An 18,125-nucleotide genomic window follows, 5' to 3' on the forward strand; every position below is an offset into this window, starting at 1 on the left:
GGCGAGCGTCATAATTGATTAGTGAGTTCAAATCGGCCGGCATTTCAAGCAAGACAACTTGCCCTACCGGTATACGTTCCCTCACTACTTTTTGCAGCGGGCGAATCAGGACTTATTCCTCTTATTCCTGCCAGCGCTGAGAATCTCGGCGCCGACCTGCCAACTGCAGCCTTCGTCGCGGGCCTAGTGCTGATTGGAACCTTGATTGCCGATCTGCCGGCGGCAACAATCGTAAATCGTTTTGGTGAGCGCGTTTCAATGATCTGGGCTGGATTCATCGCTGCTCTGGGAGCTGGATTGGCCCTAATGGCCTCAAATATTTACCTGCTTGGAGCAGGGGTTTTTTTGCTTGGTATGACTGCCGCCATTTTTGGGTTGGCCAGGCACTCCTACATAGCCGAGACTGCCCCAAAGGAATTTCGCGCCCGGTCGCTTTCGATCTTGGGTGGCATGTTTAGACTCGGCGGATTCATCGGACCGCTGGTGGGCGCCTGGATAATTCAGAATTACGGAATCCAAAATGTTTACTGGATGTCAATTATTTTCTGCGGACTAGCCGGTGCGATTTTGCTAACCACCAAGGCCGAAAAGATGCCAGATACCCCACCAAACCGCGCCGGTGGAATTTGGGTTGTTGCAAAACTTGAAAGTAAAAAGTTACTTTCCCTTGGTGTTGCCTCTGCCATGCTCACTTTTCTAAGAACGGTCCGCCACCTAGCCTTGCCGCTCTGGGCCCTGCACATAAACCTTGACCTCTCGGTAACTGCGTTAATCATTGGCCTGGCGGGAGCAATTGATTTTGCACTCTTTTATAACGGCGGTCAGGTGATTGATAAATATGGTCGCCGGTTTGCAGCCGTGCCAACCATGCTAGCGATTGGTATTGGAGTGGCATGCATTCCCTTTACCTCAGATGCAACAAGTTTTGCGATTGTTGCCGTCGCACTCGCGGTAGCAAACGCGCTGGGCTCCGGATTGGTATTGACAATAGGTGCTGACTTGGCACCCGAAGGTGCTCGAAACGAATTCCTCGCCGCATTCCGCCTACTGCTTGATGGTGGCATCGCAATCGCGGCCCCCGTCATTTCACTTCTTACAATCGCCGTTGGGTTGTCCTCAGGATTGTTTGCAGTGAGTGGGGTTGCACTTGTTGGCGCTTATTTGATGAATCACTATCTTCCAAAGTACGGGATTCGTTAGTCGCTGAGGCGCGCCGAAGCGTGCGAACAGATAACTTTAGGCCCGACCCCAAGTGCAATTCTGAAAACAGGTTTCCAGCTGGCGCAAGCCACGGCCTTTACCGTGCGTGCATCAGGCAGTAATTCATCGCTGAGTTGCAGATCCGAAAACTGATCAGAGTCAATCAGCGCAAGAAATGATTCACTATTTTCTCCGGTACCGGCAACAAACAATGCATCTGCCTCAGCCACCGTTGTGAGTCGTTTTTGAAAAATGAATAACGATGCAGCACCGATAGAAGTGAGCATCATCATTGCTGTAAATGCAAGCAGCCCAATCCCAAGCGGAGCAATTGAGCCACGTTCTGCTCTGATGCCGGTCATCGAACGAACACCGATGACGCCTCGGCGGAACCAACTTTGACCTTTAGGCGAAGCAGGCTTCCTTCCCCGAAACAATTTGGCTCGCAAAGCATTTCAAGCTCTGGGTCAACACCCACCTTGAAGTCTTGGGCTATCTGCCTGGCGGTTTGCTTAGGATCTAAATCCAAAATTACGAATGACCTAAGGGCATGTCTGGCTATGGATTCTGCGACCAACTGACTGGTTTGAAGGCTTGAAATTTGCAAGAACAGTGTCAAAATACCTACCTGCAGTAGCACGCCAAAAACTAAGAATTCAATGATGGCTGATCCAGTTTCATCCGTGTAAACAGCGTTATTTTTCACGAAAGGCTCTTCCGGTGGCAGTCAGATGATGTGCGCCAAGCCAGCCAAGGTTGGAAAAACCCGCTGTAATTTCAACAATCTCCTGATTCTCGTTCTCTGTTCGGCACCTAATTTCAGCAATCAATTTCCCTTGAAAGGTGGCATTTATTTGCTCTCTAGCTCGAAGACAACCCGCGGCGGATTCCTGGTCAGCTAGGGCTGCAAATCTTGCTCCTTCAATTGCAGAATCTCTAAGAATCATCAAGGTGAAAGACGCCAGGGTGACTGAAATTGATGTCACGGCAAGCAACACCAAAGGTGCAGAGATCAACACAAATTCAACGACCGCCGACCCGCGCTGAAGGCCTTGCTTAGTTGGTCTAAAAGGCCGCAACTTTTGCAAGGGCTTGCTCGAATACGCCCCGCAGAGCTGGTCCAGCCACAGACCAAAGCAGGACTACTAAGCCTGCAGTCATCAGCGTAATCAGAACCCAGCCCGGAACATCACCAGACTCATCACTTAGTTTCTTAATCATTTTTCCTCCTATAGAAATGACATGTTGAGCAATTGAAGACTTGGGTAAATAGCAAAAAGAACCGTGACTGGCAAAATCAGAAATACCAGCGGAATCAGCATTCGAGTTTCATTTTTACCGGCTTGCTTTAGTAGGTGATTAGAAACTTCCAACCGTACCGCCTCCGCTTGCTCAGCTACTATTCCAGCCAGCGGAGTTCCTCTATTCATGGCATTAATCAATTTGTTGCAGACTTCGACGAGTTGATGCTGAGGAACCCTCTTGGCAAGTTCAGAGAACTCAGATTCTAAAGAAGCGCCATACTCTATAGACCTAAGAGTCTTCTGCAGTTGCGTAGCAAGTTCACCTGAGAGCCTGGGCACCACCCGGTTTAGTGCTGAATAAATACTTTCGCCCGATGCCAGCGCCACAGAGAGCAGTTCTAGAAAATCCGGCAGTTCTCGCAAAATCTTTTGCAGGTATTTCTTTGGCGTGAAAATGCCGAGTATCGATGTTTTGATAGCCGAGCCAACGAAAGTAGACCAGGGAATTGATTGAAGTTTTGGGGCGAGTCGGGTTGAAAGAGGTACGGGCCGAAGCGACAAAAAGAAAGAGTACGCCAGCCAAATTCCTGCAGCGATCATTAACCCAACAATAAACATTGTCACGAGGCAAAGACCCTGGGTTCCGGAGGCAACGCGCCTAAAACGTGAACCAATCGATAGGCAAAAAAACTCAACACGAACCCTAATGACAGAACTAACGCGCCCGAGCTGGTGTTGTAAGTGGCGGCATTTTCGACACGAGAAGCCAATAGTGCAACCACGACCCACGGTGCCCCAACGGCAATTTTTGCGGTGCCAAGCACCCAACTTTGTTTTGATTCGATTTGAGCAGTCTGTGCGATGTCACGTCTCAAACCAATTGACTGCTTTCGTAGTGTTGATAAAAGTGCCTCGGAGCCAGTGGCGCTAACCAATACGAGCACTTCGCATAACCGATCGGCATGCACCTCGCCAAGTTCCGCTTTCAGCTCCATAAGCGCCTGCTCCATTTCCCAACCCGCATCGAGTCTTCGCGACAAATTCGCAAATCTTGGCCTGAGGCGAACCGGGCCATGTAACGCAAGGTCATCGAATGATTCAATTAGTGACATTCCAGATGCAAGTGCTGAATGGATTGAATCCAATACCTCCGGCCATATTTTTGCTAAATCGCGTCGTCGCTTTTTTGAGAATCCCGAAATCATTTCAATTTGCAAGGCAAACGCGCCAAGCCCCACAAAAAAACCAAGTACCGCCACTTGAAAGCTGAGGCCGACCAACCAGCCGACCAGTAATGCAATTAAGGATACTGCGACCAAGACCTGATGTTGCCCAAACCGATTGAGTCCAGCTCCTTCAACTATCGACCTAAACCAACGCATCAGGAACCTCAGCAAAGGTAATGTTTTTGGAGTTTGGGTCCCAACTAACTTCAACGATCTGCGAGATAGACCGGGAACCATCGGGATTTAATTGACAGTGAACGACCACATCTATGCAGCTACCAACCGTTGGCCTCACAAAATCGGTGGAAATATTATTTCCGGCAAGCAGTGGCAGCGTGCAAAGTTTGGCAATGGCTTCACGTGCGGAATTTGCGTGAATTGTGCAGGCACCAGGCAACCCTGAATTTAGGGCGATCAGCAAATCCAACGCCTCAGCCTCACGAACCTCGCCAACCACCAGTCGATCGGGTCTCATCCGCAGCGCCTCTTTGACGAGTCGCCTAAGTGAAACCTCACCAATTCCCTCTAGATTTGCTTGCCGAGTCTGCAAAGCAACCCAGTCTGGCTTGGAAATTCGCAGCTCAAAAGTTTCTTCAACGCTGACTACCCTTTGGTTGTCTGCTATTTCGTTCAGGAGTGCGCAAAGAACTGTGGTTTTTCCTGACTGCGTTGCGCCAGAAATTAGTATGTTCTTTCTACTTGCCATAGCCGTGGCCAAATAGGAAGCGTGATCAGGGCGCATTGCTCCGGTCAACAGCAGTTCACCAAGCGAGATTATCTGCCGTGGAAATTTTCGAATATTGAGCGACCAATGCTCTCTCGTTATGTCAGGAATCACCACGTGCAATCTAGATCCGTCTGGCAATGAGGCATCTACAAATGGTGAGGATCGATCCAACCGCCGTCCCGTGCTTCGCAGCATGCGCTCCACAATCACCCGAAGTTCAGTGTGGTCAATCGAGATTGGAAGTGATTGAGAAATTCCTCGCCGGGCTATAAATACTTCTGCTGGCCCGTTGACCCAGATCTCTTCTATTGATGGATCATCAATCAGATTTTGCAAGACACCAAACCCAAGCAGGTGATTTCTAAGGCCTTCGCGAACCTTAGCCTCTCTCGATAGATCGAGTGGTTCTTGTTCAAGGGTCTCGTCTAGCGCGGCCTGAATGATGCTTTCAGCATCACGGTCACCAGATGCAGCAAGGCGGCGGGCCAAGCCAACGGTCTCCTGAAAATTCATGGTCTCTCTCGCACTAAAGAGGTCCAGTTTTCGGCATATTTTTCTGGCTAACCGAACTTATCCACAGGTTTGACCAGTTAGACTATTCAGGCATGCGGGAGTGGCGAAATTGGCAGACGCACTGGATTTAGGTTCCAGCGCCGCGAGGCGTGTGGGTTCAAGTCCCACCTTCCGCACCAGTCTTAGTGACTAAGACAAGATCTGAGCCAGACAAGCTTTAAGCGAAGTCTGGCTTGATTCTTTTAAGCAGCAGTACCGAGCCCGCTGCTAGCAGACACAGCACAGCCGCCGTGATCCAGGCGATGAAATATGAGCCTTGGGCGTCCCTGATGGCACCGGCAAAAGCCGCTGCAATCGCTGCACCCACCATGTGCGAGGCAAAAACCCAACCGTAAACAGTTGGCGATTGATTCAAGCCAAAGTACTTTCGGCAGAGTTCGATAGTTGGTGGAACGGTGGCAATCCAGTCAAGGCCGTAAAACACCACGAAGAACATCAGTGGCAGTTCTACGGTGGGGCCAAGCACGAATGGAACCGTAAACAGCGCCAACCCGCGCAGCCCGTAATAAAACATCAGAAGGTAAATCGGATTGACTCGGTCAGTCAACCAACCAGACAAAATCGTGCCAACAAAATCGAAGATACCAACCAAGGCCAGCAACCCGGCCGCAGTTCCCATTGGCATTCCATGATCGTGTGCGGCGGGAATAAAGTGTGCGCCAATCAAACCGTTAGTTGTCCAACCACAAACAAAGAAGGTTCCGGCCAAGATCCAGAAAGCTGGTTTAGAAAGCGATTCAAATAAAACTCCGATGGTGGCGCGTGCGGTGCGCGGTGCAGCCTTGCCAGCAGGTTCTTGACTTAGTCCACCGTACGGAATCGTATTTGCCTCAGCTGGCGAGTTCTTAAACCCTAAGAAAAATAGCGGAATGATTGAGGCAGCAAAAATCGCTATAACAATTGAAGAAACACGCCATCCACTATTCATTACCACGGTGGAAAGCATTGGAAGAAAAATCAGTTGCCCGGTGGCGTAGGCGGCGCTGAATATTCCGGTAACTAGTCCGCGGCGTTTGGTGAACCAGCGATTGGCAACAAGCGAACCAAACACCAGCGCAAGGCAGCCGGTACCAAGACCCACAAAGACTCCCCAGTAAAGAATCAGCTGCCAGCCTTGGGTCATGAAGACAGTTAGACCAGTTCCAAGAGACACCAGCCCAAGTGCACTGACCGCAACCTTTCGAACCGTAAACCGCTCCATCAGGGTTGCCGCAAAAGGCGCGGTAAGACCGTAGACAACAAGATTTACCGCAACGGCGTTAGAAGTTAGTGAGCGGGTCCATCCAAATTCCTGCTCAAGAGGCTGGAACATGATTGACGTAGTTGACCTAAATGCGGCGGCAGCAATCAGTGTCACAAATGTAATTGCAGCAACAATCCAAGCTCGATGAAGTTTGAATTGTTTTGGCTGCGCTGAACTCATAGGCCTAAGCCTATTTGTGAAATTTAATTAGCCAGTGATTGCAATTAAGGCTTCCAAAGCCGTGGCGGCATTTAAGGTTCCAAGACCGCATCGGTTTGGATCTGCGGCACACTTAGAACCGGCCGGGAAAGGACGTACCGAAGCCTTCAATGCCTCCCAAACGATTTTTACGTCAATGTTTGGACGCAGTGAATACATCAATGCAATAATTCCCGCGGCAACCGGAGCCGCCATGCTGGTTCCCTGCTCTAAGCGATAGTTAGGTTCGCTAGCGGCAATCAGACCAGAGTTTGAGGTTGAGTAAATCATTCCGCTTGAGCCGGCAGGGGCTAATCCGGCAGCGCGCTGGTCTCCACCCGGTGCTACCACGTCAACACCAAAGTTGGAATAAAAAGCAACATCGCCGGTGAAACCAACAGAACCCACCGATAACGGTCCAGCGCAGTTAGTTGGGTAAACGCGAGCATTGTCTACTGGATTAAATGCGGTGTCACCATTACCGGCGGCCGCAACCAGAGTTACTCCCCTGCTTTGCGCATAGTCAACAGCAGCCTGCACGAAAAATGGGCAAAGAGCAAAATCAAAAGTTCCGGCGCGAGGTTGGAATGCCATGGACATGTTGATCACCTTGGCAGGAGTCTTGTTTACTGGAATATCTGCAAGTGTCTCGCCATTGATTACAAATCCATTTAGGTCTTGACCAGCTGCCCAACGGATTGCCAGCGCCAAATCAACGGAAGAACCTTCGCCTTGAACTCCCAAGACTCTGATTGGTTGAATCTTTGCGTTCGGAGCAATTCCAGAGATACCAACTGAATCGGATTTTGCACCAATAATTCCAGCTACGTGAGTTCCGTGCCATGAAGATGAATCAGCACCAAGACCATCGCCTGGATCGGTAGGGTCTACGTCGCGACCATCGCCATCACCTGACTTTGCGGCATCGGAAACGAAGTCATAACCGTCAACCAGTTGCCCGCTGAACTCGTCGTGAGCAGTAATTCCACTGTCCAAAACTGCCACCACAACCGAGCTTGATCCTCTAGTTGCCGTCCAGGCGCGGGTAGCCGCAATTCCATGTTCGGTACCCAGATACCACTGCAATGATATGTCAGCGTCTTGGGCTTGGAATTCGTCTACGTTGACCTCTGACCCACGAGAATTCTTAGCAGTCAAAGAAATTGAATAACTTACCCCAGAAGCAAGCCCGCCCAGGGTGCAGTAATTAAGCGCAACCGCAGAACAAGTAGATTCCAGGCCGGTGCTTGTGCGTGCCGTCACCTTATAAGAGGTAGCAACTGAACCGCGCTGATCTGCGGTTTGCGGTACCCAGCGCACCACATGTGAAGATGTCGCAAACGTGCGCTTGGTGAGACCAAGTAGTGCTGGGGCTTGTGGTGCGGTTGTGAGAGTCCTGGAAACTACAGAAGATGGTTTACCAGTTTTTAGTGACGAACCTTTTTTGGTAATTGCGCTGACTCTAAAGAACGTTTGTGAACCCGCGGTCAACCCGCTTGAAACCAAAGCTGTAGTGGCGGTTGATCTAGTGTTCGAAACAATGGTCTTCCAGGTGGTCTTGTTTTTGCTGGCCTCGATTTTGTAACCGGCAACTGTGGCGCCGTAAGTAGACGCAGGCCTTATCCAGCTAATTCTTGCCCTTGGGGTTTTTGGTGAGGCAGAGTTCCAAGCATCGGTAGCCACCACCGAGCGGACTGCGCTGGCTGCAGTGATGGTCGCTGCGTTGGCTACTTGCGCAGGTGAAATCAATGAAACCGCTACGACGGTTGCCAAAATGCTAGAGATTAGGCGACTTGATTTACTCACGACTTCAGCCTATTCATCAAACCTTGGAATTACCTGAACCAAACCTGAAGATTAACTGGTTCGGTAGTAAACGGAAGGATCTATAGAGACTTCTGCATCAGAACTGTGCCGAGCCATCTGCCAAACTTGAAACCAACTTTGCCCAAATGGCCCTGGTGTTTGAATCCAAACCGCTCGTGCAAGGCTATCGATGACTCCGCGCCCTTGTCGCTAATTACGGCGACTATTTCTTTGACTCCGGCTGCCTTGGATTGCTCCAATAAAACGGTCAGCAACTTGGTACCAACTCGCTTGCCGATTGCTGCTGGGCGAAGGTAAATGCTGTCCTCCACGGTCCGCTTGAAGGCAGCTTTTTGACGCCACGGCGCAACATAGGCAAAACCTATTATTTGCCCACTTGCACTTTCGGCAACGATGAATGGCAAACCCAAATCGGTGATCCACTTGTATTTGTCTGTCCAGTCCTGCAATGACATGGGGTCAAGATCAAAAGTGACCACGCTGTTTTGAATGTAGTAGTTGTAAATCTCAACCATTGCGGAAAGGTCAGCTTCAGAAGCCTTTCGGATGACCGGCTCAGCATTTGTTTTTTCCTGCTCACCCTTTGCTTTTTTCATGCGCACCAAGCGCCAGCGTGATTCAGAATCCAAAGCCATGCGAGTTCTCCTAACAAGACCAATCTATCGGCTGCTCGCCAGCTTGAATCAGCGCCTGATTTGTTCTTGAAAATGGTTTTGATCCAAAAAACCCTCGTCTTGCTGAAAGTGGACTTGGGTGGGCGGAACTCAACACGGTGCAGTCGCAAAGTGCCCCAGTAAGCTGCTGCGCCTGAGCTCCCCATAAAATCGCAACGAGTTTGCGGCCAAGTTTGCGATTCAAAACAGTTATGACCTGGTCAGTGAAATCGGCCCAGCCAATTTGAGTATGGGCGCCCGCCTCGGCAAGGTCTGTGGTCAGATGCCGGTTTAGCAGCAGCACGCCTTGACTAGACCACCGAGCAAGATCTCCACCAACAGAAACAGCTTTTCCAAGATCATCGCGCAACTCAATCAAAATGTTTTTCAGGCTTCGTGGCAGAGGCTTTACATCGGGGTTTACTGCAAAAGAAAGTCCGATAGCGTGCCCTGCGGTTGGGTATGGATCTTGACCAACAATAAGAACTCGGACATCATCCAGAGGTTGCTCAAATGCTCGCATGACCTGGTGGATTGGCGGGACAAATTCACCGGGGTGAGCGTTCAACTTAGCCTCGATGTTTTCTAGCAAAGGGCGAGCAGAGGCAAGGGCCGCCTGCCAGCTTGGATGCATTTGCTCGAAGAACACCCCTCTAGCGTAGGGCGAACATTACGTTGTGTTTCACGAGGGGTACCAGAGATCTCTCGTGACTCCTACTGTTAGTCCTAGATCTTAAACAAGTTAGGGACGATTATGAGTGCAGATCCATCAAACTGGGGCTTCGAAACAGTACAAATTCACGCAGGTGCGCAAGCAGATCCAACCACAAACTCGCGTGCGACGCCGATTTACCAAACCACCGCGTACACCTTTAATTCAAGTGAACACGCAGCGAAACTTTTTGGACTCGCAGAATTTGGCAACATCTACACCCGCATTATGAATCCAACTCAGGATGTTGCCGAAAAGCGCATCGCCGCCCTAGAGGGCGGAACAGCCGCATTGCTACTGTCTTCAGGTCAGGCTGCAGAAACCTTTGCAATCCTAAACATTGCGCAGGCTGGCGACCACATCGTTGCTTCATCCACCATCTATGGCGGAACCTACAACCTGTTCAAGTACACGCTGCCAAAACTTGGGATTACCACCACATTTGTAGAGGATCAAGACGACCTAAACGAGTGGCAGGCTGCAGTGCAGCCAAACACAAAGGCGTTCTTCGCTGAGACCATTGGTAACCCAAAGGTTTCGATCCTCGACATTGAGGGGGTTGCCGAAGTCGCTCACTCAAATGGCGTGCCGCTGCTAGTTGATAACACCGTAGCAACTCCGTACCTGATTAGACCGCTTGAATTCGGAGCTGATATTGTTATTCACTCTGCTACTAAGTTTCTGGGAGGCCACGGAACAGTGGTTGCAGGAGCAATCGTGGATGGAGGCAAATTTGCCTGGAGCAAATCCGACAAATTCCCTGGGCTTACCACTCCAGATCCGTCGTACCACGGCGTCAACTACACAGCCGCATTGGGCGATGCGATTGCCTACATAATCAAGGCGCGCGTTCAGTTACTTCGCGACATTGGCGCATCAATAGCCCCGGCTAGCGCATGGCAACTCATTCAAGGCATTGAGACCTTGAGCCTTCGTGTAGAACGCCACGTTTCCAACGCCGAAAAGATTGCCCGCTTCCTTGAATCACACGATCAAGTTGAAAGCGTCAACTACGCAGGCTTAGAGAGCTCCCCGTGGTTCGCGGCTGCTAAAAAATATGCACCCAAGGGTGCAGGTGCAATCGTGTCGTTCGAAATCAAAGGCGGGGTGAAGGCCGGATCTAAGTTCGTAGATTCTCTTGAACTATTTAGTCACGTGGCAAATATCGGTGATGTTCGATCACTCGTCATTCACCCAGCTTCAACCACACACTCGCAACTCACCCCGGAACAGCAACTTACAACAGGAGTTACTCCTGGCCTAGTTCGCCTTTCAGTGGGACTTGAATCTGTGGATGACTTGATTGCCGATCTAGAGAGTGCTTTCGCCGCCGCCAAATAAAGGAAGAGCGATATGCTTATTCCCTAATGGAATTTCAAACATCAGCCGGTGACTTAGTCCCGTCAGAATTCATCACCGAGGAGCAAAGCCGCCAACTTATTGGTCGGCCTCCGGCCAGCGGTGCCTGGCGAGACGGTGATCCGGCTGGTGACCGCCAGTTTGCCCCGCTCTCGAATCTCAAATTAGAGAGCGGCCGCGTACTTGCGAACTATCGAATCGCCTTTGAAACTTGGGGTGAGCTTAATCACGAGCACACCAACGCGGTGCTGGTGCACCACGGGCTTACTGGAGATTCACACGCCACCGGAGATGCCTCAAAAGAGCATCCCACTGACGGCTGGTGGAAGCACATCATCGGCCCGGGCCTTCCAATTGATACAGACAAGTACTTTGTTGTTGCCAGCAATGTTCTGGGAGGTTGCCAAGGGTCAACGGGGCCATCCTCACTGGATACCAACGGCCGCGAATTTGGAACGTCTTTTCCATACATCACCATTCGCGATCAAGTTAATGCCCAACGCGAGTTGGCCCATCTAATTGGCATCAAAAAATGGCACGCGATTTTGGGTGGTTCAGTTGGCGCGATGCATTCACTTGAGTGGGCAATTATGTACCCCGATGAAGTCAAGCGAGTTGGTTTGATCGCAGGTCCCCCAGCCCTGACCGCAGACCAGATTGCCTTAAATTCAATTCAAATACAGGCAATCAAGAGCGACCCCGCTTTCGCCAACGGAAATTACTACGACGCTAAGCCAGGCTTTGGGCCTCACCAAGGTTTGGCGCTAGCCCGTCGCATGGCCATCTTGAACTACCGATCACCGAGCGAGTTAAATAACCGGTTCGAAAGAGCTTGGCAGTCTGGCGTTTCGCCACTTGGCGGTGGTGGTCGCTGGGCCGTTGAGTCTTACCTAGATTTCCATTCAAATAAATTCACGCGTCGCTTTGACGCCAACAGTTACATCACGCTAGTTGAGGCCATGAACTCTCATGATGTTGGTCGCGGTCGCGAATCACTTGAGGCGGCGCTTGGCAGCATCAAGGCTAAGAGCATTGTTGTTGGTATTTCATCTGACCGCCTGTTTCCGATTGAGGATCAACAAATAATTGCTGACAACATCGGCGGAGAAATTATCGGTGGAGGCCTGCAGGTGATTGAATCAGAATTTGGACACGACGGGTTTCTGATTGAAGACATCAAACTGGCTCCAATGATTAAAGCGTTGCTTGATTCCTAAAGTTTTCTAGGCAAGCGCTTTGGGCTGGGATTTCTTTTTTGATAGTTCGCCAAGCCTCAGGTTTGCATGAACGAGCATTGCAATTAGAAGCAAATTTCTAAGTGTCAGCGTGACAACGCTTAAGTCGCCAAGACCCATTAGATCTATGTAAAGAATTGGATAAATTAAATTCGTAGTAAATGCAATTAGCAGAAGTCCCGTTATTGGCAGCCAGAGCTTCTTTGCCTTGAACAAAATCAAGGCCATCATCGGAATTGCCAACCACGTCATGAATTGGGGCGAGCCCACTTTGTTGAAGACAATCAAATCAAGGACCGCGGTAAGCGACATCGCGGCAAATACCTGGTTTCGATCTGCTCCGGCGCGGATAGCTCGGTAGCCAAGAAGAACCGTGATTGCTAAAGCAAAGAACATTGCCGGAGTCATCAGAAACGAAATTAATTCCACCTGGCTGCCATAGACCTGATTAGTAATAATTTCTTTGTCGTAATAGATGCCAGTATCGGCAACTCCAAATTTGGCAGCCCAGATCCAAATCATCGCAATCGGAGATTCAATTTGAATTCCACGACTGCCCTGCTTAAAAATGAATGAAAACAAACTTGAGTTAGCTCCAGCGGCCAGGGCAAAAGTAAGCACCGCGGCGACCGACAACACCGCAGCGTAAAAAACGAGCAATTTTTTCTTGGCTGAGATAAATGCACTCACCGCAAGGGCAACTGGCCAAATTTTGATCCACGCTCCAAACGTGAACAGCGAAATCGCTAAAACAAGTCGATCTTTGCTCAGGGCCACTAATCCGAAAACTGCAACCGCTGCAGATATCGCATCGATTCGTGCTACTCCTGCGGGGCCAAGCAGCAATAAAAAGCTGACCCAGAACAGTGCCGCCAGCTTTGCACTTTTGCCGGCCCTTCCCCATGCCGTGAGGGTTCCTACTGCAAGACTGTTTAGTAACGCCACAAGTGTTGCCCAACCAACAAGAATTCCTGACTGACCGCCAAAAAGTTTGGCTAGCAGCATTGGAGCAAGGGCTGGGTATGGGTAGACGAAATCTTGACTGATGCCAAAAACAGGGTTACCAAATTGGATCTGCTGCAACCAATAACCATAAAGAAGCACATCGTTCATGGGCCTTACCTGCTCAAACAGGTAGCCGTAGGCGAACAACAGGAATGGTGCCAAAAACGCCGCTAAAAACAGTGCGCTGAAATTCAGGCGCTTGACCCAAATTTCACTGATAGACACAAATCAAAGGCTACCCAAACCTATGCTTTAGACATGACATCACTGCAGAAAGCTAGAGCGGCTGTTTTCGTGTACTTTCTGCTCTGCGGATCTGCAGTGACAATCTGGGCAACCCACATACCCCTCGTGCAGAAGACGCTCGCGCTCTCACACACGCAAATCGGTTTCATAATCCTGCTAATGGGTGCCGGTGCTTTGGCTTCAATGCAGGTAGTTGGCGCCATGGTGGATCGTTTTGGCAGTGGCAGAGTGTTGGTCTGGATTTCCGTGGCGCTTGGTCTGGCACTGGGCTTGCCTGGTCTGGCAATTAATTACTTGACTCTTGCTATCGCGATTTTTATTTTGGGTCTAAACATCGGCGGAATCGATATCGCTATGAATGCCCAGGCCCTCGAGTTGGAACGAGCATACGGGCGGCCAATCTTCTCTTCATTTCATGCCATGTGGTCAATCGGTGGTGTCCTTGGTTCGCTTTCTGCCGGTGCGGCACTTTCACTGAAAATAGCCATGCCCGTGACCATGGGCACCTGGGGCCTGCTAACCATCGCTACCGGGTTAGCGTTCTCAAAAAAGCTTCTCAACGTCACGATTGATGCTGGCGCTGAGTCGGTTGCAAAATCCAAGGGTCGCCCGCGTGAGTTCTACTATGTGCTCTTCATTGGATTGGTTTCGGCATCGGCGGCAATAATCGAAGGCATCGGAATCGATTGGTCCGCGCTGTTTACAATCGAAAAGTTCAACAGCTCTGTTGCGGTTGGCGGAATTAGCATTGCAACATTTACGGCTGCCATGGCAATAGTTAGATTCATCGCCGATAAAGTCGTGGCGCGTTATGGGCGAATTTTTGTGATTCGAAACGGGGCGTTGGTTGCAAGCGTTGGAATCGCGCTGTCTATTTTAACTCCGAACTTACCTCTCAGCTGGATTGGCTGGGCAATAGCCGGCATCGGTATTTCAGCTGTAGTACCGCAATGCATGGCTTTTGCCTCTGATATTGGTTCTCTGCAAAACCAAGGTCGCAACCTGGCCAAAGTTGTTGGCTTGACTTACGCAGGCGTTCTTGGTGGACCGGCGGTGATTGGTTTTATCGGCAACGCAATTGGACTGCAAGGCGCTTTGGTTTCTGGCATCCTGCTGGCGCTTTTTATTGCCATCGGCTCGATTCTTATGCAGAAGGGCAAAGCTAAGTATGGTAAAACTATTTGAGCCAATCAAGATTCGGGATCTGGAAATTCGAAATCGAATATTCATTCCCGCGATGTGTCAATATTCCTGCGAAAACCAAGACGGTGTGATTGGCGACTGGCATCTGATGCACCTTGGCGCAAGAGCTGCGGGCGGTGCCGGCATGATTATTGCCGAGGCCAGTGGGGTCACTCCAGAGGGAAGAATTTCTCCTTGGTGTCCAGGAATCTGGAATTTCGAGCAAGTCGCCGCTTGGGCCCGGGTGAATCTATTTATTCATGCACAGGGTGCAAAAAGTGCGATTCAATTGGCGCACGCGGGTAGAAAGGGTTCCACCTACCGCGATTGGTCTGGAAAGGGTTCCGTTCCTCTTGAGTTAGGTGGCTGGCAAACCGTCTCGGCTACCGCTGAAGCTTTTGACGGATACGAAGCGCCTAGAGAGTTAAGCACAGCGGAAGTTCTTGATCTGATTCAAGATTTTGCCAAAGCCGCAAAGAATGCCCTGCTGGCGGGTTTCGATGCTGTAGAAATCCACGCGGCTCATGGTTATTTGATTCATCAGTTTTTGTCACCGATCACAAATCAGCGCACCGATGAATTCGGCGGTCCTCTAGAAAACCGCGCCCGTATCCTTCTGGAGATCATCAAGGCAATTCGCTCTGAGGTCGGCGATGTACTGCCGATTTTCGTGAGATTTTCTGCAACGGACTACCGCGAAGACGGTTGGGATGTAGCTCAAACTACTGAGGTAGCGAAGTGGTGTTCCGAATTAGGTGCGGATCTATTCGACATTTCCTCAGGAGGCCTAATAACCGGCGTCAAGATACCTACGGGACCCGGTTACCAAGTGCCATTTGCAGAAGAGATTGCAAGGAACGTGTCGAATCCAGTTGGTGCGGTTGGTCAAATAACCGATGCCCACCAAGCAGAAAATATTTTGCAAGCCGGAGGTGTGGATGTCATTTTGGTTGGCCGGGCCAGCCTACGAGACCCAAACTGGCCACTGCGAGCGGCTCACGAGCTTAGTGTTGAAATCGACTACTGGCCAAACCAGTACCTTCGTGGAAAATTTCCAAAAGATATCTAGTTACTCGCTACCTTCGGGTTGCGTCTTGCACTTCACCAACAAGTTCTTCAAGAATATCTTCAAGAAAAAGCACGCCTTGAATATTCCCAGAGCGATCTACGGCCTTAGCCATATGAGCGTGAACCCTACGCATGCTTGCTAGAGCATCCTCGAGTTCCATATTTGAAGAGAGCGTGATTAGCGATCTGACTCGCTTGGCAGGAAAAGGATCATCAGCTTCATCGTGATCCAGGTCAATCACATCTTTCAAATGTAGGTAACCAACCAACTCATTATTTTCATCATTGAGCGGGTACCTTGAGAAACCGTGCTTAGCAACGGCTTGCTCAACTTCACGAGGTGTAACTGTTTCAGAAAAAGCAATCAACTTGTCTAAGGGAACGGCAACATCGCGTACTTTTTTCTCGGTGAATTCAAACGTGTTTGAAAGTGCACCACTGACATCTGAAAGCGCTCCCTCGCGAGTTGAATGTTCCACGATGTCTTCGACTTGATCCAGCGTGTATGTGCTGTTGGCCTCGTCTTTTGGTTCAAATTTAAAAAGACGCAAAATGCCATTAGAAACGGCATTTAGTCCGCCAACCAGTGGCTTTAGCGCCATGGCCAGAGCGTACAGCACCGGGGTGAGCACGAGTGCGGCACGTTCGGGAATGGCCAGTGCAAGATTCTTCGGAACCATTTCACCGATAACTACGTGTAGATAAGTAACGATCAACAAGGTGATTGCAAAAGTAACCGAACTCAAGACTGCATCCGGAACGCCAAGAGCATGCAGTGGGTACTCCAAGAGGTGGTGAATACTGGGCTCAGCAATTAGAAGAATTAGCAAAGAAGATATTGTGATGCCGAGCTGTGCGGTGGCCAGCATGAGCGAAACATTTTCCATGGCCGAAAGCGTGATTTTTGCAGGCCTGCTGCCTGCCTCAGCACGCGGCTCAATCTGAGCGCGACGAGCGCTGATCAAAGCAAACTCGGCACCAACGAAAAAAGCGTTCGAAGCCAGCAACACCACTAGCCAAACCAGACCCTGCAAATCGCTACTCATTATTTGCCTCCGAATACTCAAACTCGGAAGCCGGAGTGAACCTAACTCGATCAACTCTTCTGCCGTCCATGCGCTCTACGCGAAGCACACCGTCTTCAATCTGAACCTCATCACCAACAGCAGGGATTCTTCCGAGCACACTCATTAAGAATCCAGCAACGGTTTCATAGGCGCCATCATCTGGAACTTTTATGGCCATCTCCAGCAGTTCATCCGGCCTGGTCATACCTGGGAAGAGTACTGAAGAATTTGCGCCTCGCGTCACCCCAGCCTTAGCCCTGTCATGCTCGTCGGCCAACTCACCAACCAACTCCTCGACAAGGTCTTCAAGAGTGGCTAAGCCCGCGGTGCCGCCGTATTCGTCAACAACAATTGCCAACTGCAATCCCTTGGCGCGCAGCTCCACCATCAAGGTTTCTAGCCGCATAGTTTCAGGAACCCTAGGCGCCTCAACCATGATTGCTGATACTGGAACATCCTCACGTTTTTCACGAGGCACTGCGGCGGCTTGCTTCACGTGGGCAACACCGATGATGTCATCGGTTGATCCATCAGAAATGGGGAAACGTGAATGGCCAGTTTTTATGGATGCCTCAATCAGCGAGGTGAGATTGTCGTCCTTGTCTAGAACGTGCATTCGAGGCCTTGGTGTCATCACATCAGCCGCAACCAATTGGCTCAGTGCCAAAGTCTTGGTCAGCAGAGTTGCAGTTTGCGCATCCAGCGCACCCATGCTCGCCGAGCGGCGCACCAAAGAAGAAAGCTCTTCTGCGGTCCTAGTGGAACTCAGTTCTTCACGTGGCTCGAAGCCAAGCAGCCGGACTATTTTGTTTCCAGTCACGTTGAGGAACCGAATCATGAAATTGAAGGTCCAGGTGAAGGCAACTTGAAAACCAACCACGAATCTCAAAACCTTGAGCGGGCTAGAAAGGGCCATGTTTTTTGGAACCAGCTCACCAATGAGGAAGGAGAAAACGGTGGCAATAATCATGCCAAGAATTACGGAAAAGGTTCGCTTGAGGTCATTACTAATTGAAAGATCTCCAAAGAGCGGTGACAGAAGTTTGGTAAGTGCCGGTTCAGCCACAAATCCCGTTAGCAAAGTGGTTATTGTGATACCCAGTTGGGCTGCCGATAAGTGGGTGCTGGTTTGTCGCAGAGCCCGAATTGGCAAGGTGAGGCCCTTTTCGCCCCTGCTCTGTCGTGATTGCAAATCGTTGCGTTCAACATTCAAGAGCGAAAATTCGCTGGCAACGAAAAACCCGGTTCCAATGGTCAAAATTAGACCAAAACCAAGCATCAGCCATTCACTCATAAGGCGGCACCGCCCGAGGGTCTATGGTCAGAACCTGCTTTATCCATCGTCTGACCAGCATACCGG

General features: G+C 50.3%; 19 protein-coding genes and 1 tRNA gene. 6 read left to right on the top strand and 14 right to left on the bottom strand.

The window, feature by feature from the left end; genetic code table 11:
• Positions 1 to 21 precede the first annotated feature (21 nt).
• Positions 22 to 1,200 carry an MFS transporter gene (locus RHOLA_RS04645; RefSeq protein ID WP_038502713.1) on the top strand — a complete coding sequence of 393 codons (1,179 nt, stop codon included), beginning with the start codon at positions 22 to 24 and terminating at the stop codon, positions 1,198 to 1,200.
• On the opposite strand, the gene RHOLA_RS04650 is transcribed toward RHOLA_RS04645, so the two are convergent.
• The 7 genes from RHOLA_RS04650 to RHOLA_RS04675 are packed head-to-tail and all read right to left on the bottom strand — an operon-like array spanning position 1,197 to position 4,910.
• On the bottom strand, positions 1,197 to 1,562 hold the full coding sequence (locus tag RHOLA_RS04650; protein WP_038502716.1) for a hypothetical protein: 366 nt from the start codon (positions 1,560 to 1,562) through the stop codon (positions 1,197 to 1,199). The genes RHOLA_RS04645 and RHOLA_RS04650 overlap by 4 nt on opposite strands.
• Positions 1,559 to 1,906 (bottom strand): hypothetical protein, encoded by a 348-nt coding sequence (locus RHOLA_RS04655; RefSeq protein ID WP_038502719.1) that lies wholly within the window; start codon positions 1,904 to 1,906, stop codon positions 1,559 to 1,561. The genes RHOLA_RS04650 and RHOLA_RS04655 overlap by 4 nt, the downstream gene beginning before the upstream one ends.
• Complete coding sequence (locus RHOLA_RS04660) at positions 1,896 to 2,219, bottom strand: hypothetical protein (protein WP_144239025.1); 324 nt, start codon at positions 2,217 to 2,219, stop codon at positions 1,896 to 1,898. The genes RHOLA_RS04655 and RHOLA_RS04660 overlap by 11 nt, the downstream gene beginning before the upstream one ends.
• A gap of 46 nt (positions 2,220 to 2,265) precedes the next feature.
• Complete coding sequence (locus RHOLA_RS07395) at positions 2,266 to 2,421, bottom strand: hypothetical protein (RefSeq protein WP_169735670.1); 156 nt, start codon at positions 2,419 to 2,421, stop codon at positions 2,266 to 2,268.
• An 8-nt stretch (positions 2,422 to 2,429) separates the two neighbouring features.
• Positions 2,430 to 3,062: a type II secretion system F family protein gene (locus RHOLA_RS04665; RefSeq protein WP_227818817.1), complete on the bottom strand. Its 633-nt coding sequence runs from the start codon at positions 3,060 to 3,062 to the stop codon at positions 2,430 to 2,432.
• Between the two features lie 2 nt (positions 3,063 to 3,064).
• Complete coding sequence (locus tag RHOLA_RS04670; RefSeq protein WP_051636281.1) at positions 3,065 to 3,763, bottom strand: type II secretion system F family protein; 699 nt, start codon at positions 3,761 to 3,763, stop codon at positions 3,065 to 3,067.
• A gap of 49 nt (positions 3,764 to 3,812) precedes the next feature.
• The gene (locus tag RHOLA_RS04675) at positions 3,813 to 4,910 is read right to left on the bottom strand and encodes a TadA family conjugal transfer-associated ATPase (RefSeq protein ID WP_051636282.1); all 1,098 of its coding nucleotides are present in this window, start codon (positions 4,908 to 4,910) and stop codon (positions 3,813 to 3,815) included.
• Positions 4,911 to 5,004: 94 nt separating this feature from the next.
• Here RHOLA_RS04675 and RHOLA_RS04680 point away from each other — a divergent pair.
• Positions 5,005 to 5,089 (top strand) — tRNA-Leu (locus tag RHOLA_RS04680).
• 38 nt (positions 5,090 to 5,127) lie between these two features.
• Here RHOLA_RS04680 and RHOLA_RS04685 read toward each other — a convergent pair.
• The 4 genes from RHOLA_RS04685 to RHOLA_RS04700 all read right to left on the bottom strand — a co-directional run bounded on the left by RHOLA_RS04685 (position 5,128) and on the right by RHOLA_RS04700 (position 9,540).
• Complete coding sequence (locus RHOLA_RS04685) at positions 5,128 to 6,393, bottom strand: MFS transporter (RefSeq protein WP_038502724.1); 1,266 nt, start codon at positions 6,391 to 6,393, stop codon at positions 5,128 to 5,130.
• Positions 6,394 to 6,420: 27 nt separating this feature from the next.
• On the bottom strand, positions 6,421 to 8,217 hold the full coding sequence (locus RHOLA_RS07105) for a S8 family serine peptidase (protein ID WP_051636283.1): 1,797 nt from the start codon (positions 8,215 to 8,217) through the stop codon (positions 6,421 to 6,423).
• Between the two features lie 80 nt (positions 8,218 to 8,297).
• Entirely contained in the window at positions 8,298 to 8,873 is a 576-nt protein-coding gene (locus RHOLA_RS04695; protein WP_227818767.1) for a GNAT family N-acetyltransferase, read from the bottom strand.
• Between the two features lie 10 nt (positions 8,874 to 8,883).
• Positions 8,884 to 9,540 carry a uracil-DNA glycosylase gene (locus tag RHOLA_RS04700; protein WP_227818768.1) on the bottom strand — a complete coding sequence of 219 codons (657 nt, stop codon included), beginning with the start codon at positions 9,538 to 9,540 and terminating at the stop codon, positions 8,884 to 8,886.
• 105 nt (positions 9,541 to 9,645) lie between these two features.
• Between RHOLA_RS04700 and RHOLA_RS04705 the strand changes: the two genes are divergently transcribed.
• A complete protein-coding gene (locus RHOLA_RS04705) occupies positions 9,646 to 10,944 on the top strand; it encodes a bifunctional o-acetylhomoserine/o-acetylserine sulfhydrylase (RefSeq protein WP_038502726.1) in 1,299 nt (432 codons plus the stop codon).
• A gap of 26 nt (positions 10,945 to 10,970) precedes the next feature.
• Complete coding sequence (gene metX, locus RHOLA_RS04710) at positions 10,971 to 12,179, top strand: homoserine O-acetyltransferase MetX (protein WP_038502729.1); 1,209 nt, start codon at positions 10,971 to 10,973, stop codon at positions 12,177 to 12,179.
• Between the two features lie 6 nt (positions 12,180 to 12,185).
• On the opposite strand, the gene RHOLA_RS04715 is transcribed toward metX, so the two are convergent.
• A complete protein-coding gene (locus RHOLA_RS04715) occupies positions 12,186 to 13,427 on the bottom strand; it encodes a DUF2029 domain-containing protein (RefSeq protein ID WP_051636284.1) in 1,242 nt (413 codons plus the stop codon).
• 33 nt (positions 13,428 to 13,460) lie between these two features.
• Here RHOLA_RS04715 and RHOLA_RS04720 point away from each other — a divergent pair, with 33 nt between their 5' ends.
• Complete coding sequence (locus RHOLA_RS04720; protein WP_038502732.1) at positions 13,461 to 14,633, top strand: MFS transporter; 1,173 nt, start codon at positions 13,461 to 13,463, stop codon at positions 14,631 to 14,633.
• Positions 14,617 to 15,699, top strand: a complete 1,083-nt coding sequence (locus tag RHOLA_RS04725; RefSeq protein WP_038502734.1) for an NADH:flavin oxidoreductase/NADH oxidase — start codon at positions 14,617 to 14,619, stop codon at positions 15,697 to 15,699. The genes RHOLA_RS04720 and RHOLA_RS04725 overlap by 17 nt, the downstream gene beginning before the upstream one ends.
• A 7-nt stretch (positions 15,700 to 15,706) precedes the next feature.
• On the opposite strand, the gene RHOLA_RS04730 is transcribed toward RHOLA_RS04725, so the two are convergent.
• The gene (locus RHOLA_RS04730) at positions 15,707 to 16,744 is read right to left on the bottom strand and encodes a hemolysin family protein (RefSeq protein ID WP_038502737.1); all 1,038 of its coding nucleotides are present in this window, start codon (positions 16,742 to 16,744) and stop codon (positions 15,707 to 15,709) included.
• Entirely contained in the window at positions 16,737 to 18,059 is a 1,323-nt protein-coding gene (locus RHOLA_RS04735; protein ID WP_038502740.1) for a hemolysin family protein, read from the bottom strand. Before RHOLA_RS04735 ends, RHOLA_RS04730 begins: the two co-directional genes overlap by 8 nt.
• Positions 18,060 to 18,125: the final 66 nt, after the last annotated feature.

Source organism: Rhodoluna lacicola, assembly GCF_000699505.1.
GTDB lineage: Bacteria > Actinomycetota > Actinomycetes > Actinomycetales > Microbacteriaceae > Rhodoluna > Rhodoluna lacicola.

Bases quoted from the DNA above. Each gene is read 5' to 3' on its own strand.
- RHOLA_RS04675 (WP_051636282.1), bottom strand. From the start codon at position 4,910: ATGAATTTTCAGGAGACCGTTGGCTTGGCCCGCCGCCTTGCTGCATCT.
- RHOLA_RS04720 (WP_038502732.1), top strand. From the start codon at position 13,461: ATGACATCACTGCAGAAAGCTAGAGCGGCTGTTTTCGTGTACTTTCTG.
- metX (WP_038502729.1), top strand. From the start codon at position 10,971: ATGGAATTTCAAACATCAGCCGGTGACTTAGTCCCGTCAGAATTCATC.
- RHOLA_RS07395 (WP_169735670.1), bottom strand. From the start codon at position 2,421: ATGATTAAGAAACTAAGTGATGAGTCTGGTGATGTTCCGGGCTGGGTT.
- RHOLA_RS04650 (WP_038502716.1), bottom strand. From the start codon at position 1,562: ATGACCGGCATCAGAGCAGAACGTGGCTCAATTGCTCCGCTTGGGATT.
- RHOLA_RS04735 (WP_038502740.1), bottom strand. From the start codon at position 18,059: ATGAGTGAATGGCTGATGCTTGGTTTTGGTCTAATTTTGACCATTGGA.
- RHOLA_RS04685 (WP_038502724.1), bottom strand. From the start codon at position 6,393: ATGAGTTCAGCGCAGCCAAAACAATTCAAACTTCATCGAGCTTGGATT.
- RHOLA_RS04705 (WP_038502726.1), top strand. From the start codon at position 9,646: ATGAGTGCAGATCCATCAAACTGGGGCTTCGAAACAGTACAAATTCAC.
- RHOLA_RS04730 (WP_038502737.1), bottom strand. From the start codon at position 16,744: ATGAGTAGCGATTTGCAGGGTCTGGTTTGGCTAGTGGTGTTGCTGGCT.
- RHOLA_RS04665 (WP_227818817.1), bottom strand. From the start codon at position 3,062: ATGTTTATTGTTGGGTTAATGATCGCTGCAGGAATTTGGCTGGCGTAC.
- RHOLA_RS04695 (WP_227818767.1), bottom strand. From the start codon at position 8,873: ATGGCTTTGGATTCTGAATCACGCTGGCGCTTGGTGCGCATGAAAAAA.
- RHOLA_RS04725 (WP_038502734.1), top strand. From the start codon at position 14,617: ATGGTAAAACTATTTGAGCCAATCAAGATTCGGGATCTGGAAATTCGA.